Source organism: Paenibacillus massiliensis 2301065 = DSM 16942, assembly GCF_000377505.1.
Taxonomy (GTDB): Bacteria; Bacillota; Bacilli; order Paenibacillales; family Paenibacillaceae; genus Paenibacillus; species Paenibacillus massiliensis.
The window spans coordinates 441,777-463,253 of sequence record NZ_KB898188.1; the positions used below are offsets into that span (position 1 = coordinate 441,777).

The window sequence follows — 21,477 nt, forward strand, 5'->3', positions numbered from 1 at the left end:
TAATATAGCGGGCATAACGTGCAGTGTCAACTTTTTTCTTCATCCTATCCCTTGAACATCAAACGGATCGCTACAATGAATAGACAAATAGACAACACCCGAATAATCAGCTTGGCCGGGATTCTGGAAGCGATCCGTGCGCCAATCTGACCTCCCAGCAAGGCCCCAATCGCCAGCCAGACGAAGGTTCCCCACAATACATGTCCCAATACAGCATGCGAGACCGTACCAACCAGAGAAGACAACAGAATCGTGAACATGGACGTCGCTGTCGCAATATGAGCCGGAAAAGCCAGGAACAAAATCATCGTCGGCACCATGACGGAGCCTCCCCCTATACCGAACAGGCTGGAGAGAAAGCCGACAAAAAAAGCAACGACAGATCCAAAGGTAATATTGAAGGAATAGCTGTGCTCGAGTCCAGTAGCATCGACAAATATTCTGGAGGTGGTAGGCTTCAGGAAGCCTCCTCGACTACTGGTCGGTCTAAAATTAATCATAACAGCCATCAGCAGTAAAAAGAGACCCAGGGCTATGAAAAACACGCGACTGGCTACTACGCCCGTAGTCCATGCCCCCAGAATTGAGCCAGGGATCATGGCAATGGAAAAGATCAGTCCGCTGCGATAATCAATTCGCTTCTGCCTGGCATAAGAGATGGTGCTTGAGATTGCACTCACGAGCAGCACCGCCATCGCTGTACCTGAAATATTATATACAGGCAGGGTATACATGAATGCCAGTACAGGCACGATAATAAATCCACCACCAAGACCAGCGATTGCTCCGCTAATTGCAGCGAGCATGCCGATTAGAAACAGTACAAGATTCTCCATTGATGATTCTCCTTTTTTCCTCTGCTTTCTCCTGCAGCTTCTATAATATAACCAGCCACCCGAAAGGCTACGCTTCCTTGTCGTGTCACATGCTTGAGTACATGCTTGATTACGCGCTGGATGGAACACTGGATGATATGTCAGTCTAATGCGATTCTGCTGTACAGCTATACGCAGCTAACACAGCTAACGTGGCTACCGAAGTACCCAAAATTAGCCTGATATCATTCTAGCAAATGTCACTGTTGACACCAACCCTGCCACAACGAACAGACGAATAGGCATAAAGGATCGGCTGCCCGATTCTCTATGCCTATTCATTGTAATGAAGCCTAAGTAATCCTTGAATCACTAATCTTAAATTACTAAGCCACGGTTAATAATCCTTTGACCTGATCCTCAAGCCTCCGCTTCGCGCCCTCCACGATAGGGCACTGCTTGCTGCTGATGTTTTGGGGCCGTGGTCGGCTTGAAATTCTTCTTGAAATAGCTAATAATAGCGGACACGATCACTACCGACAGAACGGAGAGAATTCCCTCTAGCAGCCCTACAGAATAGAGACCGAGGAGTACAATCGTTGTATCCAGCACCCCATTGATCACACCCGGATTCCAATTCCGCTTTTGCTGCATATAGAGAGCAAAAATGCTTACTCCACCTAGTGAAGTCCGATTCATAAACAGCACGGAGAGCCCCAGACCACATAGTATACTGCCAGCCACGGTGCCGACGAATACAGGCAGCTCAAATACGGGAAGGAATTTGTCGAGTCCTGACAGCAGCGTCACCAGCGTGACCGAAAGCACCGTATGCAAGGTAAAGTTCCAGCCCATTCTAACGATAGCGAAACCATAGAACGGGAGATTGATCAAGAAGAACACCCAGGAAAACGGTGCATTCAGGATATAGCTAATCGTCAGCGACAGCCCCGCTGTTCCCCCCGTCATAACATGGGAATGTCTTAACAGAACCAGTCCCGCACTCACCAGCACACAGCCTAATACCAAGTACAAATATTTTTTCACATCCAGCTTCATCTTCCATCCTTCACTCCTCATATGAACACAACAGTCCCCATTGGATTGCTGTATGCCATCAGTTGGCCGTTGCCGTGGCTACGCCGTTCAATTTTCATATTTACATGATATAATACGAAATAAGCAAAACACATGCTAAATAGCATGAATTTCGCGAGGTTCACCTGGTAAAATGTACGTTTTTCACTTTAAATAATTTCATATTGAAGGAGCTAACACATGGATCACATCGATATGCAGCTTTTGAGATTACTTCAGGAGGATGGACGCATGACAGTCAGTGAGCTATCCAAGCAAATGGCACTAAGTCGGCCAAGTGTAACAGAGCGGCTGCATCGGTTGCAGGAAAGAGGTGTCATTGAAGGCTTCACGGCGAAGGTATCCCCTGCTGCTGTTGGGCGAGGAATATTGCTCATCATTCAGATCAGTGACCTGAAGGTGTCCCCAGTAGAATGGGAGAGCATGGTCGCCACGGAAAAGGATGTGATCGAGTGCCACCGGGTTACAGGTCATATCGGTTATATCATCAAGGCAGCCGTGCATGGAATGGACGAGCTACGTCAACTGGTGGACCGTCTTATGAACTACAGCTATGTCAACACCTCCATTGTGTTAACCTCCCCTGTTCCGCACCGCGCCATTCTGCCTGAAGCACCCGCCGAATAACGCTCACCGGTGCAGCGAGCGTCAGCAGATAACGTCAGCTCTGCCCACTGCCGCTCCTGCATCCCCCTCCCCTCCCTCTTGCTTGCTCAAACTGAGCTCAGGGCTTCCTTTGTTCTAACTCCATCGGACTCGCACTACATATGGATATGGAATACATCACACTCCACACAGCCTATTGTGATATACAGCGCCTTCTCATTACGGATCAGATTCCCGCAGAACACTTGAGGGTAAATATGGAACATGCTTATTTGAAGCCGCGTAGCCCATGACTTCATAGTCTTGACTGCGCGCTCTTCATCATCTTTTGTCCATGAGGAGGTCCCCTATGACCGTTATGAGTAGCGAAAAACCTGCTACAGCCATTCTTGGATTAGGCACAGCCCTGCCAGCCCATCTTGTGCCCCAGTCGGATATTGCACAATTAATTGCCTCCAGTCTGCACGACCGTCCTGATCTGGCCCGATTCGCAAGACGAATCTTCAGAAGCTGTGGCGTAGAGACTCGATATACCTGTGATGCCAGCTATCTGGGCGAAGCCCAACATTGTCATTATCTGCCTGCCGAGGATTCGTCTCAGGTCCCGACCACTGCAGAGCGCATGCAAAAATATCAGCAGTCAGCACTACCACTTGCGATGGAAGCAGCCGTAAAAGCCCTTGCAGACGCTGGACATCAAGCCGCTGAGATCACACACCTCATTACCGTCAGCTGTACCGGACAATATCTGCCTGGGCTCGATGTGATGCTGATCCGTGAACTGGGACTGTCAGCACGCGTCAATCGTCTACCTCTAATGTTTCAAGGCTGTGCAGCTGGGCTGAAAGCCATTCAGATGGCCAGGGATGTCGTTCAGGGACACCCCGAATCTCGTGTCATGGTTGTATGTGTTGAGCTGTGCACCCTTCATTTCCAGCCTGCTCTGAATCGGGAGGCTCTGTTCGCTGCTTCCTTCTTTGGTGACGGTGCAGCCTCTTGCATCATCGGTGCGCCAAGTGATCGCCATGAGCATTATCTGGAGCTAGGGAGCGGTTACGCTGTCCTGCTGCCAGATTCAACCTCAGATATGACCTGGGAGGTGGGAAATACAGGCTTTGACTTGTACCTCTCTCCACGTATTCCGAAGCTGCTCGCTGCTTATCTGGAGAATGAGCTGCAGAATTTGCTGCAAGGCGATTCCCTGCCTGAGCTGTGGGCCATTCATCCGGGAGGACGAGGTATCGTGGATGCGGTAGAGGACGTCCTCCAACTGACTGCAGCCCAGACCAAATTCAGTCGGGAGATTCTGAGAACTGCTGGCAATCTGTCCTCAGCCACGATTATGTTCGTGCTACAGTCCATGCGTGAAGAGATGAAGTCTTTGCAGCAGAATGCAACCTCTGGCGTTGCGATGGCCTTTGGTCCGGGCTTAACAGCTGAGCTGATGCGCTTCACGTATGTGCCCAGCAGCACGCCATCTATACGGGAGCCGGATCATGCCGTTCTTTAGAAGCTTGTCTGAACGAGCTCAGGAAGAGGAGCTGATGGATGATTTCTCACTGGGGGGTGAGGAGCTACATGAGGCCCTGCGTCATTTGAGAAGGCTGAATCGTATTTTTGCAGCCCCTGGGCCCACTCTCGTCGGTGTACAGAAGCTGTGGAATGCCGTAGGCCGCCCTCCAAAGCTCAGTATTCTGGATGTAGGAGCTGGCTCCGGTGATGTCAATCACAAGCTGCTGCAGTGGGCTGATCGACACAATATTATGCTAAAAATTACACTGGTGGACCTTACAGCAGAGGCCTGCGGGGAAGCACGAATGTTATTTCGGGAGGAACCCCGCATTACGGTACGCCAAGCCGACCTACGCGAGCTTGAAGACAGGGCTGCGGATATCGTAACAGGCTCGCAGTTCATTCATCATTTTGGCGGTGAACAGCTCCTGACAATGGTAGCTCATATGCTGAGGGTGTCCCGCTACGGGGTTGTTATTAACGACATTCATCGGCATCCGATAGCCTACACAGCAGTCTGGCTGACGACCCGTATCCTATCGAGAAACCGTTTTATTCGTCATGATGGTCCACTGTCGGTAGCGAAAGGCTTCCGAGCTGAGGATTGGGAAAAGCTGCAAAGACAGCTCCAGCATGAAACGATGAGCTACGAGTGGCGCCCCCTATTTCGGTACTCTGTCGTCATTCCTGCACACATGCGGAAATGACATACAATCGTATTTTGTAGGCTAGCGGCTGACCGTTCACAAATGCATATACCACTGGAAAGAAAGGTGAGCAAGCGGATGGTGTTCAGAGAAGTGATTGTAATAGGCGCTGGTATCGCGGGGAGCAGCTGTGCGCTACAGCTTGCACGTCAGGGATTTCAGACCTTGGTTCTGGATCGTGCACAGTTTCCCCGCCATAAGACGTGTGGAGAATTCCTGTCACCAGAAGCACGAGAAATGCTGGATTATCTGGATGTACACATTCATGCTCACGCCCCCGAGCCAAGCCACATGAGTCATGCCAGAATCATTTTACCAGACGGCGGAAAGATCGAAGCGCCTTTACCAGGTAAGGCCATCGGGATCAGCCGTTACCATCTGGACCGCCTTCTGCACGCACAGCTGTCTGCTGCCGGAGCAGAGATAGTAACAGGGACGGTCCAGAATATTCGCAGATTGGGTTCTCAGCGATATGAGGTGACCGTCAGACAAGGCCCGGAGGAGGTTCGATATGAGGCAAAGGCAGTCATAGGCGCATATGGGACCAAGCAGCCTAAGAACTGCTCTGGCTCCGATTCCTTCCGGGATTCAACCGTCTATGTAGGAGTGAAATCCCATTACAGTGGAATAGATATTCCTGATCGGGTGGAGCTATATTTCAACGGAGGCGGCTATGTAGGGATATCTCCGATTGAGGAAGGGCGGGTCAACATTGCTGCATTGCTGCCATTACAGGCTGTTCGAGGAAGCGGTACATCTGTGCCAGACATTCTGTCAGCCGCCGCACAAGGTAATGCCTCACTGGGAGCCCGACTTGCCCAAGGAGTGCCGATCAACGGTACTCAGGTCTCTGTGGCCCCTCTCCGCGTCTCTGTGCAACCACAGCCTTGGTCAGACTTTCCGCACGTCGGGGATGCACTGATGATGATTCCGCCTCTTAGCGGGGATGGAATGTCCATCGCGCTACGTTCTGCCCTGCTATGCGCACACTGGACCGAAGCTTATCTGCGTGGTACTGTTAATGCTACGGAATGGCAGCAGGGCTACACCAAGGAAGCCGAACTGGAATTCTCCGCGCTGCTAAGAAGAGCACGCCATATGCAGAAATTAGCTTTTGCCCCCATGAATCGACTCTATCCAGGCCTTGTCCGCCTTCTCCCCAGCTTGGCGACTCATATCGTCAAAGCTACCCGGCTGAGTGAAAAAGGATATCGGGTTGGAGCCATCACGAATAAGAGGTAATCAGAACATGAGAAAGCTTATGATCTCCTGCCTGTACCTGCTGCTTACAGCCTTGATCGGGGCCTGTGCAGGAGAGGTTACTCCAGGGCCGCATGCCCAAGACACGAACGCTAACCGTAAGACACAAGAACAGACGTATGCAGGTGCACCGTTATCCTCAGTACCTTCAGCATCAAATGTAGCTTCGGCTCCGCGAGCATTGGAGCTGCATACACCGGATGGTGCCAGCTTGTCTATTGATATTCATGATCTGCCTATCTATGAGGAATATTTGTCAGAGCAACAGAACCCATGGACGGAATGGAGTCGCTCTACGCTCGTTAGCCTTGATCTGGGTATTCCGTCCACCGGAACCTTCGCGCTACTCAAGTATAATTGTGGCAACAAGGCATGCTCCACGCTACTCATCAGCATCAGCAGCGATGGGGTTCGCACCCTTCCGATGCCAGACGGTATCTTCCAGGATACTCGGCTGTCCCCCAATCAAGAGCAATTGCTGCTTCGTTACGCTGATCACGAAGGCGGGCTGGTCACACGCCATCGCATATTTGCCGTTGACCTTAAGCGCTGGGAGTTCCTTTCACCTGTGCTGACCAAGGATGCCGAAGAACTGATGGAAGAAGTAACTTGGCCGATACGATCGTATGAATGGGTCGACAACGAGCAATTCAAAGCCGAGATCGCTTCACTATCAAGTCCATCCTATGAAGCGGTGCAATCCTGGTTCGAGGATGAACAGCATATAACCCGTGACGTTACAGTTCGAATAGAACAACGTCGATAAGATGAAGATGAATCATGCCGATTAGCTGCGCTTTAACTTCATTTGTTTTCCTGATGCTGATTCACTCTACTTTCACTCGCGTTCATGGTGTTCAGACTTCGTATTATTATAGCTGCATGCTATATTCATAGGCTGTGACGCCGAACATCCGTTTAAAATGCTTGTTCATATGGGTGAGATCCACGAATCCACAGCCTGCCACAGCAGTATACACATCCCTGGAGCGTTCAATGAGCTGCCTGGCATATTCCACCTTGATGTTCAGAAAGAATTGATAGGGGGATATTCCCGTCTGCGACCTGAACTCGCGGATAAATTGATATTTGGACATCCCGAACTCCTGGCTAACCGTCTCCAAATGCAGTACATCATGTATATTGGCATGCATCATGTCCTTCACGCGGCTTACGAACATCGTATCCTTGGCCCGATTCCATACTGCTTCTCCATCGACTCCAGACAACGTATGCAATAGACGATACGTCAGCTCACTAACTAGCGATTCTTCTCTACCGTTATGGATCGCTCGGTTCAGGTTGAGAATATGACGTGCCAGACGGATATCATAGACGATAGGTGTGCTGAAGCGGAGCTCCTTGGCCCCCAGAATTTCAGAGCACAATTCAGGGTGGATGTACAGCATGACATAATCAATGCCCTCCCGATCGAAGGAGCTGCCATCGTGATACTGCTCGCGGTTGAACAGCATGACTCCACTTCTATGCGAAGCCTGATAATGGCCGTCCAGATGATACTGCTGAATTCCCCGTAGCGTGACGCCAACGGCGTATTCCTCGTGCGCATGCTTTTTATAGGTAAAATCAGTAAAGCTGGCAGACAGCGAGAGAATATCTGCGGATTTTTTGTATTTGAACATTTCCATGTCGATGTATACCTCCACTGCTAGATAAGACCTGATACCATAATAGCCGAATAGACTAGAAAAACAGCCATTACCACGTTCAGAAGCTTGAGATGTCGATTCAGCATCCGTCTTAGCAGAGCCCCGAATACAGCCCAGCTGGTATAGGCCATGAAGCCGATTACCGTAACAAGCAGCACGAACAGGCTCAAAGCGATCACCGAATCATAGTAAGGCAGGACATATCCAGGTAACACGGTGAACGTGAACAGAATGACCTTCGGATTCACAAATTGCATGATAAAGCCGGTAAAAAAGCCGGGGCGCGCCCCTGAGCCCCCTTCGACATTGCCCATTTTATAGACGAGATAAGCCAGATACACCATATAGATACTTCCTACAATACGCATGCCATCCAATAGATATGGAAGACTCTCGCGGAGCAAATGACTTAGCCCCGCCGAGCTAGCAAGCAGGAGGCCAAAGGCCAACGTAGCTCCCCATACATAATTCATGGTTCTACCTGCCCCATAATGTCTGGCTGAGGATAGAATCACAATGTTGCTCGGTCCTGGGGTGAAAGTGACGACTATACAATAGATTATAAAGGAAATAAGATTCATGGTACCCTCCGGTTATGATGTTACCCGAATCTTACGCCAAGCGAAGAACTGGCTATAGTACATTATTGCAGCATAGGCTTCTTGCTCATAGTGCTTCATACAAAAAACAATGCAAAAAAACAAGAACCGACAGCAATTCGCTCTCGATTCTTGTCTATCCTTACTAGGGTCTACTGTAAGTAGCCCGTAAGCTTATTGATAATTCACATCTTCAGCAAAGTAGATATCCTGCAAACGTTCCTTGATACGCTGAATTTCTTCGGCTGTTAATGGCGCTGTAGGCTGTAGCTTGAAATTTCTCCCCGTAACATAGCTTATATCCTCATCTTTATCCAGGTTATACGGTGTAACAGGAACCGGACTGCGGGTATAATCTGTAAAATCAATGATCGTCCACGCCGTGTCCCCATCCTCCTTGGATAAAATGATCCGCTGTGAAGCATTTTCAGTCCACAAGTAACGCAGATTCGCCGGGGAATGATTGGAATCCATAGCTGCTTGAATACCGGAGCCTCTAAACATAAGAGTAAACTCCGTTTGGCTATTATTCGATCCGGCTAATGAGGTGTAAGCCTGTTTGAGCCCATCCACGCCCACGATTTCAATCTCGCGGTCAGCCGGGAAGTGCTGCACGAAGTTTTGCCAAATCTGAGCCATATTGTTGTTGTTCGCTAGCGAATGAATATCAAGAATAATGGACATGTAATTCAACGTATTCAGACGCTGATAAGGATTATCCAGATATTGCTGTGCTATATACAGTTGTGGTGCTGCATCCGTTTCTGTCACGTAAGGATCACCTGGATGAAGCGTCCAGCGTGAAGAATCACTTGTATACCTTGAACCAATGGGATCAATCGTGATGGAGTTCATAAATACGGTACCGCTATTATCGCCAATCCCTTGTGCAGGAACCATAGGATTTTTCTCATGGGACCAGTACGGCATCAAAGGCGAGCCCTCACCGTACATCCCGTTCACATTATATTGTGTAGCTGACCATCCCATGGCAGAAGTAATTCTGTAGTTATCCTTAAGCCATTGGGTCTGTTCGGGATTGACCGTGAAGCTGGTCAGAGATCTTGGCAGATATTTGCGATATTGGTCCGTGTCCATGCTTTCGAACACGGATGGCGATCCCATTGTCCCGGACTGATGCAGATTATTGAGTGCATTATACCGATACATGTACAGCCATTCACCCATACGCATTTCCCAGATAGGAAGCTCGTATAGATTGTTCGGATACCCGTCCAGAATTCCGACTTCATCGTCGAATTGATCTACATATTCCAACACCTTGCTAAGCTGTGGTCGATTGGCATCTACAAACACAAAGCCATTCTCCATAGCCCATGTCACTTTAATGTTGGGACCAAAGCGATCCGCCAGCAGTTGACGGGTTTGTTCGATCTGTGCTACCGTTGTCGCGCTACCCTGTAGCATGATGGAAACAGCAAAATACTGCTTTTGGCTTGCTCCAGGTACTACCGCTAATTCCCCATCCGCTATGAGACTTACTCCCTGGGAGGCTGAATCCACCTTGATTTTGAACGGAATAACCGAGTTCACTGGGGGAATGAGATGTAGATTGGCGATTTTCCCATTCTCATCAAACACGCCCGTAGATTCCTCTATCCGAATCTTCAAATCAGATGGTAACGAGCCAGGGTCTATAACCTCTCCTTGAGCATTATGAAAGACGAAGGACATCCCCCAGGCAGCAGGATCTAGGTTAGCAGCCTCCGCAATGGTATACGTATCTAAATATACCGACCTGATTACATTCGGAGGCTCGGGTGAAGGCTCCTTCTCCTTCACAATCAGAAGGGTCTGGGCTACCAGCACCTGATAAGGTTGGCCGATGGTTAGACGCATCTCTACAGGAATAGCGCTACCTGCTGACGGAATATGATTGGCATGTGCTATTCTGCCCTGATGATCGAACACACCTAATGTATCACTAAATGTGTAGGTAACACTGGTGACACTGTCAGGGGGAATGCTGATCAATTGTCCATTATTGTAGAGCTCAAATGACAGCTGATACGAAGGATACGTATTCGTGTCGTTCACCAGCTCAGGTGCCTTAATGACAACCTCATCTACAACAAAATCCCCCTCATCATCCGGTGGATCTGGATCCGGACCCGGTGGTGTTACCGGGGGTCCTGGATCTGGACCCGGCGGCGTCACCGGTGGATCTGGATCCGGACCCGGTGGTGTTACCGGGGGTCCTGGATCTGGACCCGGTGGTGTCACCGGTGGCCCTGGATCTGAACCCGGTGGTGTTACCGGTGGCCCTGGATCTGGACCCGGTGGTGTCACCGGTGGTCCTGGATCTGGACCCGGTGGTGTCACCGGGGGCCTTGGTGTCACTGGCCTAGAGTCACGATCCTTGGACCTCCCGGTGTCCGGATTCAGAGGCTTGACATTGGTGGCCCCAGTGTCCGACTCCGATGGATTGTTAGGCTGATCCGTCGTTTCAGCCTCATCCCCTGCGAGTAAGCGCTGGGCACGTTCCTTCACCTTATTCCCACCTAGCCAGATCCGATAAGCGACCAATGTGGCATCCTGCCTAGTCACATATTGCTTCGGATGGAAGTAGCTACTCGTATCGCCCTCTATTAATTCCAAACGCTCCATCAACCATACGCTAGTTCGTGCATAATCTGATATTTCCGATTGATCCACGAAGCTTGGAATACTGGTCATTTGGGTATCTTCAGAGACGCCAAAATACCTGGCATACCAAACGACCATATCCTGACGAGTCAAATTCTGCCTGGCACCAAATAATTGTTCACTTATTCCTTTCGTAATACGCTCTTCCTGCAATGCCTGTACATAAGGCAGAGCCCAGAGGGATACATCACGAAAAGAAGCTGCGTTGCTGTTATTCGATGTTCGCTGCAGGGTCTTGGCAAAAATGCTGGCAAATTCCTGACGCGAAATAAAATATAAAGGTCGAAAGCTCCCATCCTCATAGCCCGTAACATATCCTTGCGCAGCCATCGTCTCAATGGCATCAGCTGCGTAGGAATGCTCGATATCGTTAAAGGACCTGTCGGCATAAATAGTTGCACTATGTATACAGAGCAGCCAGACAGCCAGTAACCCAGCCATGTAATGCTTCATTTCTTTCAACTTTTTTTCACTACTCATTATTGGGAATCATTGCACCTCCTTACGAGTTCGCACTAAGCTGCTCTGCATGAGTCTCCATAGTAATGATTCTCTTGGGTTAGAACGGATTTTCATAACTTCCATACACCACACTGTATATACTTGAGTTATCGGAATCTTTTCTCCAGAATTGAATATGGAGTGTAAAAAAGAAGAAATAACACCTGTTTCCTCAAGTGGTTCGAAGAATACAAATGTTATTTCGTTTGTTATTTCATTCTGACCTGCAGATATTTCCGCACGACTTTAGTCTTTTTTAATTTCAGATCCCTTATAGATATAATAGTGATCTTCTAAAATCCCATTTTGGGGGAAAGCCGCAGGATCTCTGTCTTTGACTTGACCGACCCATACTCGGTTAATCAATGTAGCCGTGCCTTCCTCCACGAGTGCTTCAGCCGTCATCCCAATCGCAGTTGACTGTCCCGTGCTAGGCCAGAAATGAATCAGATAGACCTCATCTGTATTAAAATGATAGCGTCCTTCCGTTGCGGTCCCCTCATAAAACTGCTCTGCCAGAGCTGCCGCCTCAGATCCCTTCATAAAAATCTGGATAGACTCCGTCCCGTTCCACCCGGTATGACCTTCGTTTGTTGGGCTAGCGTAATCTACGATTAGCGGCTCTGTATGATATACAGAATCCGTAATTGAATATGTATACACGCCATCCGTTACACTCTTAACTGCCACTCCCGTGTTGCCCCCTGTCAGGAAGCCGTTGAAGTCCCCATATACATTCGCGCTTTTGCTAATAGCAGCAAGAGATTTTGTCCGCTCCATGACGCCTTCTCTTCCAGGCACAGGTGTCAGCTTGAACGTCCTGAGCTCAGTCCCCTTGTACTTATCCCAAGTGTATTCGTAATAATAGCCTGCATGTGCTACACCGTTGGTCCAGCCTGCAGACGCTAATACGATTATCCCCATTAGGAATAGTAATGGCCATTTCTTCAGCATTATACCTTCTCCTTCTCCTGCGTAACCATTTGCATAATTCGATTAAGACGCATTATACAATGCATTATAGCGATTCACTAATTATACTGACAGTTAAAATTTAGAAGAAAGGCATGCGCCAAAAAATAGTTCTCTCTTCTCCTCTATTTCCACTTTCAGTCCTTTGAATCAATATATGAGTCCTATTGTTGACAAAAATGGATTTAATCCTGATGTGTAAATTCATATCTGCAAATATCTGTCTCTGACACGATATGTCCGATCTGCGACTCAATGAATTCCAAGTCCCCCTCAAGCGCCATAATGGAATGCTTTACCCCAGGCTCTACAACGATCAGCTCACCAGGACTGACGCGCTGTGTCACATCATTTATACAGACGCTGCCTGTTCCTGAGACGATGGTCCAGATCTCCTTTCGGAATTGGTGCTCATGATAGCTGATCGCTCTACCTTCTGCTATAACAACACGCTTGGTCAGCGTCTGTAACCCATCTGCCGCCTGCTGATGAGATAATACCGTTTGTTTTCCCCAGAAGCGTTCTTCAAATCGAGGGCCGATTTCAATCTCCGCCACCATATCCTTAATGCCTGTAGAAGATTGTCGATCTGTCACCAATACGCCATCCGGTCCCGCAACGACAATAATCCCAGGAACGTTCCAGATGCTCACTGGAATGTCCAATTCATTAATAATATGCGAATCATATGAAGCCTCTGAAATGAATCCAGGTCCACTAAGCTCAGAGCTCATCTCCCGTACCATTGAATCCCAGGTCCCCAAATCCCGCCACTCTCCGGTAAATGGAAGCACCGAGATCTGACGTGTCTGCTCCACAACCGCAATATCAAAGCTAGTTTTTGGAATCTCTGCATAAATTGTCGAAAGAGATGCGTAATCCGTAGGCAATTCCTTCTGCTGTAGTGTGTCCAGCAAAAAGCCGAGCCGGAACGAAAATACACCACAATTCCATAGCGCCCCATCACGAATTAAAGCCTCAGAGCGGATGAGATCTGGCTTTTCAACAAACGAACTGACATGATAGAAGGCTTGATCAGGGTCAGCATTCGCCACGGGCATAATATATCCATATTTATCCGACGGCTCGGTCGGAACAGCGCCCATTAATGCAAGATCGCTCCCGGATTGCTTCAGCACGGAAGGAAGTCTGCGCAGATGCTCAAAAAAATCATCGCCCGCATAGCCATCCACTGGCATGACGCATACGATCTCGTCCTGCGAGGCACCAGCTACATCATGCAGATAGGTCGCAGCAAGCGCTATTGCTGGAAAGGTATCACGTTGAGCAGGCTCTTCTATGACGACTACCTCTCCACCAATTTGCCCTCGAATGAGCTCAGCCTGGGTCCCACTGGTTGAGAAATAAGCTGAGGCAGCCAAATCTGCTTCTTCCAGTTGGCGCCATATTCTTTGGAGCATGCTTTCCGGTCGTTCTTGATGACGTAATATAGATAGAAACTGCTTCGGACGGTTCACATTGGATAAAGGCCACAGCCGCTTGCCTGAGCCTCCAGATAACAAGATCATTCGCAAAGACGAAACCACCTTTCCCATAATTGGATCATTTTTACTTATGTGAAGCTATTTATATTTAACATTTTTGCCGAATACATAAGTATGAAGCAGCGCAACAGTGACATAGTTGTGCAACGTATTTCAACTTGTCCACACAGGAGATGTTAGTTATGCCTACTAGAATACTCATCATAGAAGATCAAAAAAATTTGGCAGATATGATCGCCCTCCATCTTCAGGAGGAAGGGTATCATACCGATCTGATTTTTGACTACAAGCTAGCTCTTCCTGCCCTGATGCGTTTTAAGCCGGATATCATCGTGACCGATCTGATGTTCTCTGGACAGGCCGAGTCCTCGTTGATTAGCGAGATTCGCCAATGCTCCATGGTTCCTATACTTATCATCTCTAGTAACAATCTATTGAACATCAGGATCAAGGCTTTGGATGACGGAGCCGATGACTATCTATGCAAGCCCTTCAGTCTGATAGAGCTACATGCCCGGATCAGAGCCTTGCTACGCCGATCTGGCAGCAGTCTGAATGAAGCGCAGACGGTAATCCCCAAGCACAAAAAGCTAAGAGTCTGGGTGAACGATTACCGCCATAGTCTGATCGTCGATGATCAGGAAATCGGAGTGACTCAGATCGAATTTGACATTATAAAAGAGATGTCCAGCAATCCGGGCAAGGTGTATACTCGCAGCGAGCTCATGGACCGCATCAAAGGGGGAGAAAGAGCCTACCTGGATCGCACCATTGATGTGCACATTTCCAGCCTTCGCAAAAAGATCGAGTGTGACCCGAAAAATCCGCAGCACATTCGTACCGTCTGGGGTAGAGGCTACAAATATGAGCTCTAGGTCGAGACCATCATCGCTTGCGCTTTCTCCAGTAACGATAAGGAAGCATACATGCTACTCCACCCAGTAGCCCGATGAAGAACAGGATCCAGCCAAATCGGTAGGCGGAGGCCAGAATGATGACCACCTCACCTTTGCCACTACCGTTCGTCAGAAAACCGCTTGTCACCCCATTTACAGACAAACGGGCTCGCTGCTGCTCCCCCTCCAACCTGAACTCCCACAGGGGGTTGGGGGACTGGGTTGCACGGATCAGTACCTCCTGATGCGTCGGGTTGTAGAGGGTGAAGCCATACTCCATGGCACTCCATCGACTGGTCTGAATGCTCTCGGTAGCATTAGGAGCTACAAGAAAGGTATCCAGATCGTTCCCCTCAAACAGGGTGAATTGATCTACGGTAATCATCGCTTGATAAGGAATGATAGAATAATTTTTCATTTGAAATAATCCGGATTGCTTCTTGTCTGCATTGGCCAAAATTTGAAATTGCATATAAATGGCTCCCTTAGGGGCCGTCACAATCTGATCATAATGATTCCATTGCTCCTTATCCCGCTCCTCTACCTCGTCGATGTATGAGGTCTGGAGAATCTGAGATTCCTGATTCAGGAAAATGATCTTCATATGCCGACTGCCAATTTGCTCTGACCGCGCATCTAACTGAACAGAATACTCTTGAAGAGGCTTCACCTCGATTTTGTGAGATGCATAAATGTTCCAGTCACAGGAATAGCTTGCTGCATAGCGGATCGACAACTCCTTATCCGTCAAAGACAGCTCTGTCTGACCCGGACGGAAATCCGGTACACAGCCTACATTCGTTGCTACAGCTTCCTCTGTATCTCCCCCCGGCATCAACTTCACTTCCTGCCCCGCCATGCGGTGAATATCTGCAAAGGTGCTCAAGGCTGGGACCTGGCTATCCAGCTTTAGAGACAATCGGTACTGCCCCTTAGGGAAAAATAGATCCTTGAATTCAATTCGTCCATAATTACTCAAGACACCGGGCACCTCTATGATCTGCTTCGAGAAGCCATCCTGATAAGGCACAGTCTCCATCACCTGCAGCTCTGATGCAGAGGTAGCCGGTAAGCGCCTATACGACTCATCTGTGCGAATCTTTCGGGTCAGAAGCTCACCTGTCTCCTTATTCATCCATTCCATCGTCAGCTCGCCTTGATAGCCTGAGGGCAAATCGGCCAAGATGGCTGTGGAGTATGTTCCTGATTTGACGACCTCCACGTCCCTGCTCAAGACTCCCTTCTGGAAGCTGATTCCTCGTCCCATACTGAGCCGTGGCAGCGCTCGCTGTGTCTGTACATTCCCCTGCAGCTCAAAATCATTCTCGGCCTCCAGGGTGAAGAAGAGCTTGCCACGCTTCAGTGCCTGCTCTACTGGAAACGACAGAATATCCAACTGGTCCACAGGTACAATCGCAAATTGGTTAACGGCATTAAAGCCTTGCAGATTATATACCGTAATCGAAGAATCCCCCTCGGGGAAGGTGTGCTCTCCCAGGTCTACCCATTGGAATTGGTTCAAGCCTTCATCATGAGTAGCAATCTCAACTACTCCATCCGGTAATGTAACCTGCAGCTTCCCGCCGGCTCTGTTCATCAGCACTCTGGCATACACACGTGAGCTCTGCTGCTGATCCAGCTTCTTGTGCATCGTGAACGAGTTAGGCTTGCTGTATTGCCCCAAATCTCGCAGCTGGATGTCATGAATCCACCAATAGTTTTTTTGCTGTGGACGTTGGAGCGTCAGCAGATCCATACGCATCCAATAGCTGCCGGGCGGCGATACATATTCTCCATAAAATTTGACACTATCAAAATCATATCCCTCCGAGGGTGCAACCACATAGCTGACCCCCAGCTCACGCATATCCTTATCATAAAACCTCATCTTCACGTGCATCTTGTTCGTCCCGCGACCAGAGACCGTAATGTTGAACTGATAGGGATTATTCTCCTCGGCCTCCAGCAAGCCCGATCTGGCTACCTGCCATATATTGCTCGGGTCCCCCTTCATGATCTCGCCCTGCAGCGTCGGTACATCATTTAATTCCTCACGAGGATTAGCTTGTACACTGAACAACTGTGGATTATCAGGCTTGAAGAAGGTCTCCGTTCGCAGCATGGAGTCAAAATCCAGAACGGTCTTCCCTTCAATACTGTTCATCTGATAAGGAGCCACATCCAGCTTCTGGGTAGCAAAGGTGACGGCAACTCCTGCATCCAGCTCCATATCAAATGGAAAGTTCTTGATGTTCTGCGACGATAAGTACCACAGCCACTCCCCTGTCGAGGTAAAGGTCTTGGACCATTTCAAAAAAGCATTGCCATCCTCGATCGCATCAAAAGGACGCAGGTAATATTCCGCAGGAAGCTGGGATAGCAGGAGATCATTAAAGGACATGGCTTCCACATAGTCGTCCTTGCCTACCGTCTGAATGGTGTTCAGCTCTGGCTTTAATGCACTGAACAAGACACCGAAGCGACTGAAATCAAAACCTGGTAGATGGCTATAGCTCTCCAGTCGACTGAACCCGTACGGGGTCACAATTTTACTCCGTAGAATGTTCATATATGGAGGTGCCTGGTCCAGATTAAATATAGAGAAAATATCATTGCTGTAGGTATTCTTCAATCCGCTCTGAGCCTGTAGCTGAGACAGGTGAAAATCCTGTCGCTTCTCCTGCCCCACATATTCGTCATGGTAGACAAGCTGGTTGATCCCAAAGGCTGAAAACAGGTTGCCGAGGCGGGAGCTTAGACCATGATCCATTACATATTGCAGGAAATTCAGATAATAGGTGATTCCGGGGTCGTTCCCTTCATGATGGAAAATTGTGTTTTTGGGAGAAGAATACACCTGAAAATCTCCAGTTGCTTTTTCGTTAGCCGTCTTCCCTTTATTCCAGCTTGGCGTGGCTACTCCGTTGTAGCTCTGGATCATATTGTCGGCAATCGGGAAATACAATGCCTTGCTGTCAAAGCGCTCCGGGTCTGTCAGCTTGTCAGCCATTTGGCTGTATTCCTGTGGAACTTGAACCGGCTTGTAGTAGCCCTCAATGAACTGAGTACGTAAGGGAGCCACATACACACCGAGACATACGACAACAATGACCACTGCCAGCCTCTTATATGTACGCTGCAAAGGAGATGAGCCGAACCACTCCATGAACTGAATCACACCAAAGGTCAGCAATACCCCAAAGTTCAGCGCCAGTAGCCCAATGAATTTGTTAGGATCACGGAATACAGAACCAATCACGGGTGTCTTCGTTACCAGAATAACAAACCACTTTGCAATAGACGGGAACGTCGTCCCGGTCGCAGCAATCAAGAACAAGATCGTAAGTAGTGAGAAGATCAATATGATCGGATTCTTATGCGATCTGGTCATCATGGCGTAGCCGATTAGCAGTAACAAAAAGCCTCCGCCAATATAAAATACTGCAGGCAGTAAGGAGAAGGAGAACATGGGCCACCAATAGCTTAACAAGTAAGCTACATTCGACAGACCGCTGTTCCGGCTGAATAAGGACAACGTATCTACTACATTGATATTGTGCTGGGAAGCCTGGGCATTCATCAGGATGCTACCCACGTAGAGGGACAACCAATAGAAGCTAAGCAGGCCAAAGAACACACCAAAAATGAGGCCCTTGCGTATAAAATTGCCGTATAGCGCCTGTATGTAAGCTCGTCCGGCTTTACGGTACGTCCAGGTCAGCTTGATCAACAACAGCATCACGAATAAGCCCAGATAGATCATCCCGAAGAAGAAATAGTGAATGGCAGCTGCACTGACCGTGAATACCGCAGCCAGCAGAAACAGATCAATCCAGTTTCGTTGGTACAGCTTGTGCGGATTATAGTTGGCAATGAGCTGAATTTGAAATTTAGGATCAAACGCGCTAAAAAAGAAGCGCAGCATTAACGGAAACAAGCTATACCCGCAGAGCAGATAGATGTGCTGGATGCGGAAAATAACCCAGGGATTCAGCGCATAAAACAATGCGCCGATCATAATAGCAAATATACGGGTCTTCGTGAAGCTAGGTGAGTAATACACGCTCACGAGACGCTTGGCAAAGGCATACATCGAAAATGCTGATGTAAAAAGTAAGCCCGTGATGAAGGATTTCAGTAGCACCGGCCCGCTCTCATCAAATAACAAGGACAGCCCATAGAACGGCAAAATATACAGGATACGGGGGGCATTGAACAAGGTGGAGGTGGACCAACGCTCGTTCCATACCCCCATGATTTCCTCCAGATAGCGATGAGAGGTGGCTCCAAAGGCAATATCACTGAACACAATTTGTCCTGGCTCATAGATGGGGGCAAGATAAGCAACTATGGCGATTAGCATCAACACCATAGCCGCCAGATCATAGCGGAAACGAAATATCCATTTTCTCATGCCTCTGCCCCCTCTCTTGAAATTCACACGATACTGTCGGCTTTGAGCTTCCGTACTTAGCGTCGCAAGCGGATTACTGCCTGCAAGCCTTGATCTGTATTGCGCAGCTTCAGACGTGCGCCGATCGTCTTCAGATATGCATCCATGTTATATAGACTGAATGCATGCTCCTGTGGACTTTGAGAATAATCCGGCTGGAAATAGTTCCAGCGCATCTTATCATTAATACCACCGCCCGTATCCTCGATGATAATCATGATTTCTCCCTCCTCCAGCCGCGAGCTAACCTTGAGCATCTGTGCTTTACGCCTCGCTCGCAGACCTGCTCGACTTTTGTCCTGTCCCTCTGTCTGCTCGATATTTTTCTCCATCGCTTGCACTGCATTTTCCAGCAGTCCCTGAATCGTCTTATACAACAGCGGTGCCTGGGCCGCAATGGATGGAACAGGCTCCTGGCGCAGGACCACCTGGATTTCCTCCATGTGCAACGTTCGTTTCGCCCATTTCAGCGACTCGGTCAGCACCTCATTCAGGTCTGTGAAGCTAATTCCGCTATGATCGTTCATCTTCTCCTGCAGGTCTTCGCGCAGGGTGCGGACCTCCGTGAGTAGCTCACCCAAGCTGGATTCCTGTCGGAGTCGGCCCTGAATGAAGGTATCATTGATCTCCCGGAAATACTCTACCTCCTCATGGGCGGCTCCCTTTCCTTGACTGGAGGAGGCTTCAAAGCGATTGGCCAGATCATGATAGAAGCCTAACAGCTTCAAGTCATCTCCACCCGTCAGCTGAGCCGTCTGCTCCTGAAGCACCTGCAGCCGCTGCTCGATATTTTGCATTAACGGCAAATAATACGTGTCCTGCTGCTGCCTAACATCCTCATCACGCCGTTGATCGCGTACCTGATTATTTACGATGGCATCCTTCACCGTTCGGTTGCGGAACTGGACAAGCAGGGCCCAGAGCAACAGAAGCAGTACGGCTAGCACCATCCATAGCTGTGTGCGGAAGGAAGCGATCCGTTCAGGAATCTCCTGGCTGATATCCTCCACTGAAATGTACAGCGCCTCTTCTCCAATGCGGCTGAAGCCTATGCCGTAGCTCTTCTGGTCTACCTCAATGACGCCTGTATTGCCCTCCAGAAGTCTTCGAGTGACGTCCGTAATATCCGTGCGGTTAATCTCGGATTCAGTCCGAGAGGCCACAACCTTAAATTGATTATTGTAAAATAAGACCTCATGCTGATGGACCGGCTTGCTTCTAATAATCCCACTAAGCATGTCGGCATCAATCGTGCGCACCATGAAGCCACCCGTCTCGGCTCCTGGAATTCTGCAGACCATGTACTGAACTGGCTGATGATCCTCCGTTACAAAAGGACTTACTGCACAGCCGTTCTGCAGCCACTGAATCTGCCGCACCGCACCTGTCATCTCGGGATTGTTCTGTCCAGCAATGACACGATACTGATCGTCCAGCACGTAGAAGATCCCTGTCTCGCGTTTCCATCCCTCGGTATATTGACGATCTCCCTGGTTCAGCACATCTACGCCCAGACTTGCCGACAGCTCCTTCAATTCACTCTCCCAAGCGGCATATCGCTCGGTTATATTGGCGGACAGCTCTTGTACCTCATACTGAAGTCGCTCGCTTTGTATGTCCGTCAAGTGATTGCTGAATTGCCGCATGACCAGCCATTGGAGCACGACAGCCAGGATGACCGTTACACACAGTACGATCAGATACGTAATCGCCTTCTGCCAGCCCGGCTTTAATAAAATCCATTGCTTCATGCTCCCTTGTCCTCTCCATTTTGTTCGAGTCGGATCAGAACCGCTTGAATCAAGCATTCCAATTCGTAGCTGACGAGTGGCAGTCGCGCGCATAGCAGCCGGGGAGTTCTGCGCTGGAGTGAGGCAAAGCGTGCAGCCGTCTCCGTCTCCCCATCCGTCAGTAAGATCAATTCGCAGGTTTTTCCAATATAAGTTCGGTCCAGCTCCTCTTCGCTGAACTCACGCAGATCAATGATGTAGATCTCATGGCGATCATCCATATGCTGAAGGGTGCTGGAGACGGTCAGTGTCATACTCGCATGCCGGGCAGCGTGGTATTGGTGAAGCAGGAGCATGCCTTTCTCCCACAGCTTCTGCTCCGCAGAATCGAATCGTTCACAGAACTGACGGAGCGCCCGTTCTGTATTGGCGTCTTTCAAAAATGCCAAAACGCTGATATTATACATGTAGTACCTCATTCCTTGC

16 protein-coding genes are annotated in these 21,477 nt (G+C 49.0%); 6 read left to right on the forward strand and 10 right to left on the reverse strand.

The genetic code is table 11. The annotated features are described in order from the left end of the window. Positions 1–44 precede the first annotated feature (44 nt). Positions 45–836: a sulfite exporter TauE/SafE family protein gene (locus D328_RS0110890; RefSeq protein WP_018885037.1), complete on the reverse strand. Its 792-nt coding sequence runs from the start codon at positions 834–836 to the stop codon at positions 45–47. 399 nt (positions 837–1,235) lie between these two features. Further along, entirely contained in the window at positions 1,236–1,874 is a 639-nt protein-coding gene (locus tag D328_RS28895; RefSeq protein WP_018885038.1) for a YitT family protein, read from the reverse strand. Positions 1,875–2,093: 219 nt separating this feature from the next. Between D328_RS28895 and D328_RS0110900 the strand changes: the two genes are divergently transcribed. The 5 genes from D328_RS0110900 (at position 2,094) to D328_RS0110920 (ending at position 6,764) form a co-directional block, all read left to right on the forward strand. Beyond that, positions 2,094–2,540 carry an Lrp/AsnC family transcriptional regulator gene (locus tag D328_RS0110900; protein WP_018885039.1) on the forward strand — a complete coding sequence of 149 codons (447 nt, stop codon included), beginning with the start codon at positions 2,094–2,096 and terminating at the stop codon, positions 2,538–2,540. Positions 2,541–2,868: 328 nt separating this feature from the next. Further along, a complete protein-coding gene (locus tag D328_RS0110905) occupies positions 2,869–4,029 on the forward strand; it encodes a type III polyketide synthase (protein WP_018885040.1) in 1,161 nt (386 codons plus the stop codon). Continuing rightward, positions 4,016–4,738, forward strand: coding sequence for a methyltransferase domain-containing protein (locus D328_RS0110910; RefSeq protein WP_018885041.1), 723 nt, complete (start codon positions 4,016–4,018; stop codon positions 4,736–4,738). The genes D328_RS0110905 and D328_RS0110910 overlap by 14 nt, the downstream gene beginning before the upstream one ends. 78 nt (positions 4,739–4,816) lie before the next feature. Further along, positions 4,817–5,980, forward strand: coding sequence for an FAD-dependent oxidoreductase (locus tag D328_RS0110915; protein WP_018885042.1), 1,164 nt, complete (start codon positions 4,817–4,819; stop codon positions 5,978–5,980). Between the two features lie 7 nt (positions 5,981–5,987). Further along, on the forward strand, positions 5,988–6,764 hold the full coding sequence (locus D328_RS0110920; protein WP_018885043.1) for a hypothetical protein: 777 nt from the start codon (positions 5,988–5,990) through the stop codon (positions 6,762–6,764). 106 nt (positions 6,765–6,870) lie between these two features. Here D328_RS0110920 and D328_RS0110925 read toward each other — a convergent pair whose 3' ends face one another. The 5 genes from D328_RS0110925 to D328_RS0110945 all read right to left on the reverse strand — a co-directional run bounded on the left by D328_RS0110925 (position 6,871) and on the right by D328_RS0110945 (position 13,936). Beyond that, positions 6,871–7,647, reverse strand: coding sequence for an AraC family transcriptional regulator (locus tag D328_RS0110925; protein WP_018885044.1), 777 nt, complete (start codon positions 7,645–7,647; stop codon positions 6,871–6,873). Positions 7,648–7,667: 20 nt separating this feature from the next. Next, a complete protein-coding gene (locus D328_RS0110930) occupies positions 7,668–8,249 on the reverse strand; it encodes a LysE family translocator (RefSeq protein WP_018885045.1) in 582 nt (193 codons plus the stop codon). A 192-nt stretch (positions 8,250–8,441) separates the two neighbouring features. Beyond that, a complete protein-coding gene (locus D328_RS0110935) occupies positions 8,442–11,414 on the reverse strand; it encodes an S-layer homology domain-containing protein (protein ID WP_018885046.1) in 2,973 nt (990 codons plus the stop codon). Between the two features lie 267 nt (positions 11,415–11,681). Continuing rightward, a complete protein-coding gene (locus D328_RS0110940) occupies positions 11,682–12,389 on the reverse strand; it encodes a hypothetical protein (RefSeq protein ID WP_018885047.1) in 708 nt (235 codons plus the stop codon). A 203-nt stretch (positions 12,390–12,592) separates the two neighbouring features. Next, positions 12,593–13,936: a sugar phosphate nucleotidyltransferase gene (locus D328_RS0110945; protein ID WP_051091133.1), complete on the reverse strand. Its 1,344-nt coding sequence runs from the start codon at positions 13,934–13,936 to the stop codon at positions 12,593–12,595. Positions 13,937–14,094: 158 nt separating this feature from the next. On the opposite strand from D328_RS0110945, the gene D328_RS0110950 reads away from it, so the two are divergent. Further along, on the forward strand, positions 14,095–14,787 hold the full coding sequence (locus D328_RS0110950; protein ID WP_018885049.1) for a response regulator transcription factor: 693 nt from the start codon (positions 14,095–14,097) through the stop codon (positions 14,785–14,787). 10 nt (positions 14,788–14,797) lie between these two features. On the opposite strand, the gene D328_RS0110955 is transcribed toward D328_RS0110950, so the two are convergent. Genes D328_RS0110955 through D328_RS0110965 form a run of 3 tightly spaced genes read right to left on the reverse strand, consistent with a single transcriptional unit; the run spans position 14,798 to position 21,458 of the window. Next, the gene (locus D328_RS0110955) at positions 14,798–19,222 is read right to left on the reverse strand and encodes a hypothetical protein (RefSeq protein WP_018885050.1); all 4,425 of its coding nucleotides are present in this window, start codon (positions 19,220–19,222) and stop codon (positions 14,798–14,800) included. Between the two features lie 56 nt (positions 19,223–19,278). Then, positions 19,279–21,012: an ATP-binding protein gene (locus tag D328_RS0110960; protein ID WP_018885051.1), complete on the reverse strand. Its 1,734-nt coding sequence runs from the start codon at positions 21,010–21,012 to the stop codon at positions 19,279–19,281. Next, positions 21,009–21,458, reverse strand: coding sequence for a hypothetical protein (locus D328_RS0110965; RefSeq protein ID WP_018885052.1), 450 nt, complete (start codon positions 21,456–21,458; stop codon positions 21,009–21,011). Before D328_RS0110965 ends, D328_RS0110960 begins: the two co-directional genes overlap by 4 nt. Between the last annotated feature and the right edge of the window lie 19 nt (positions 21,459–21,477).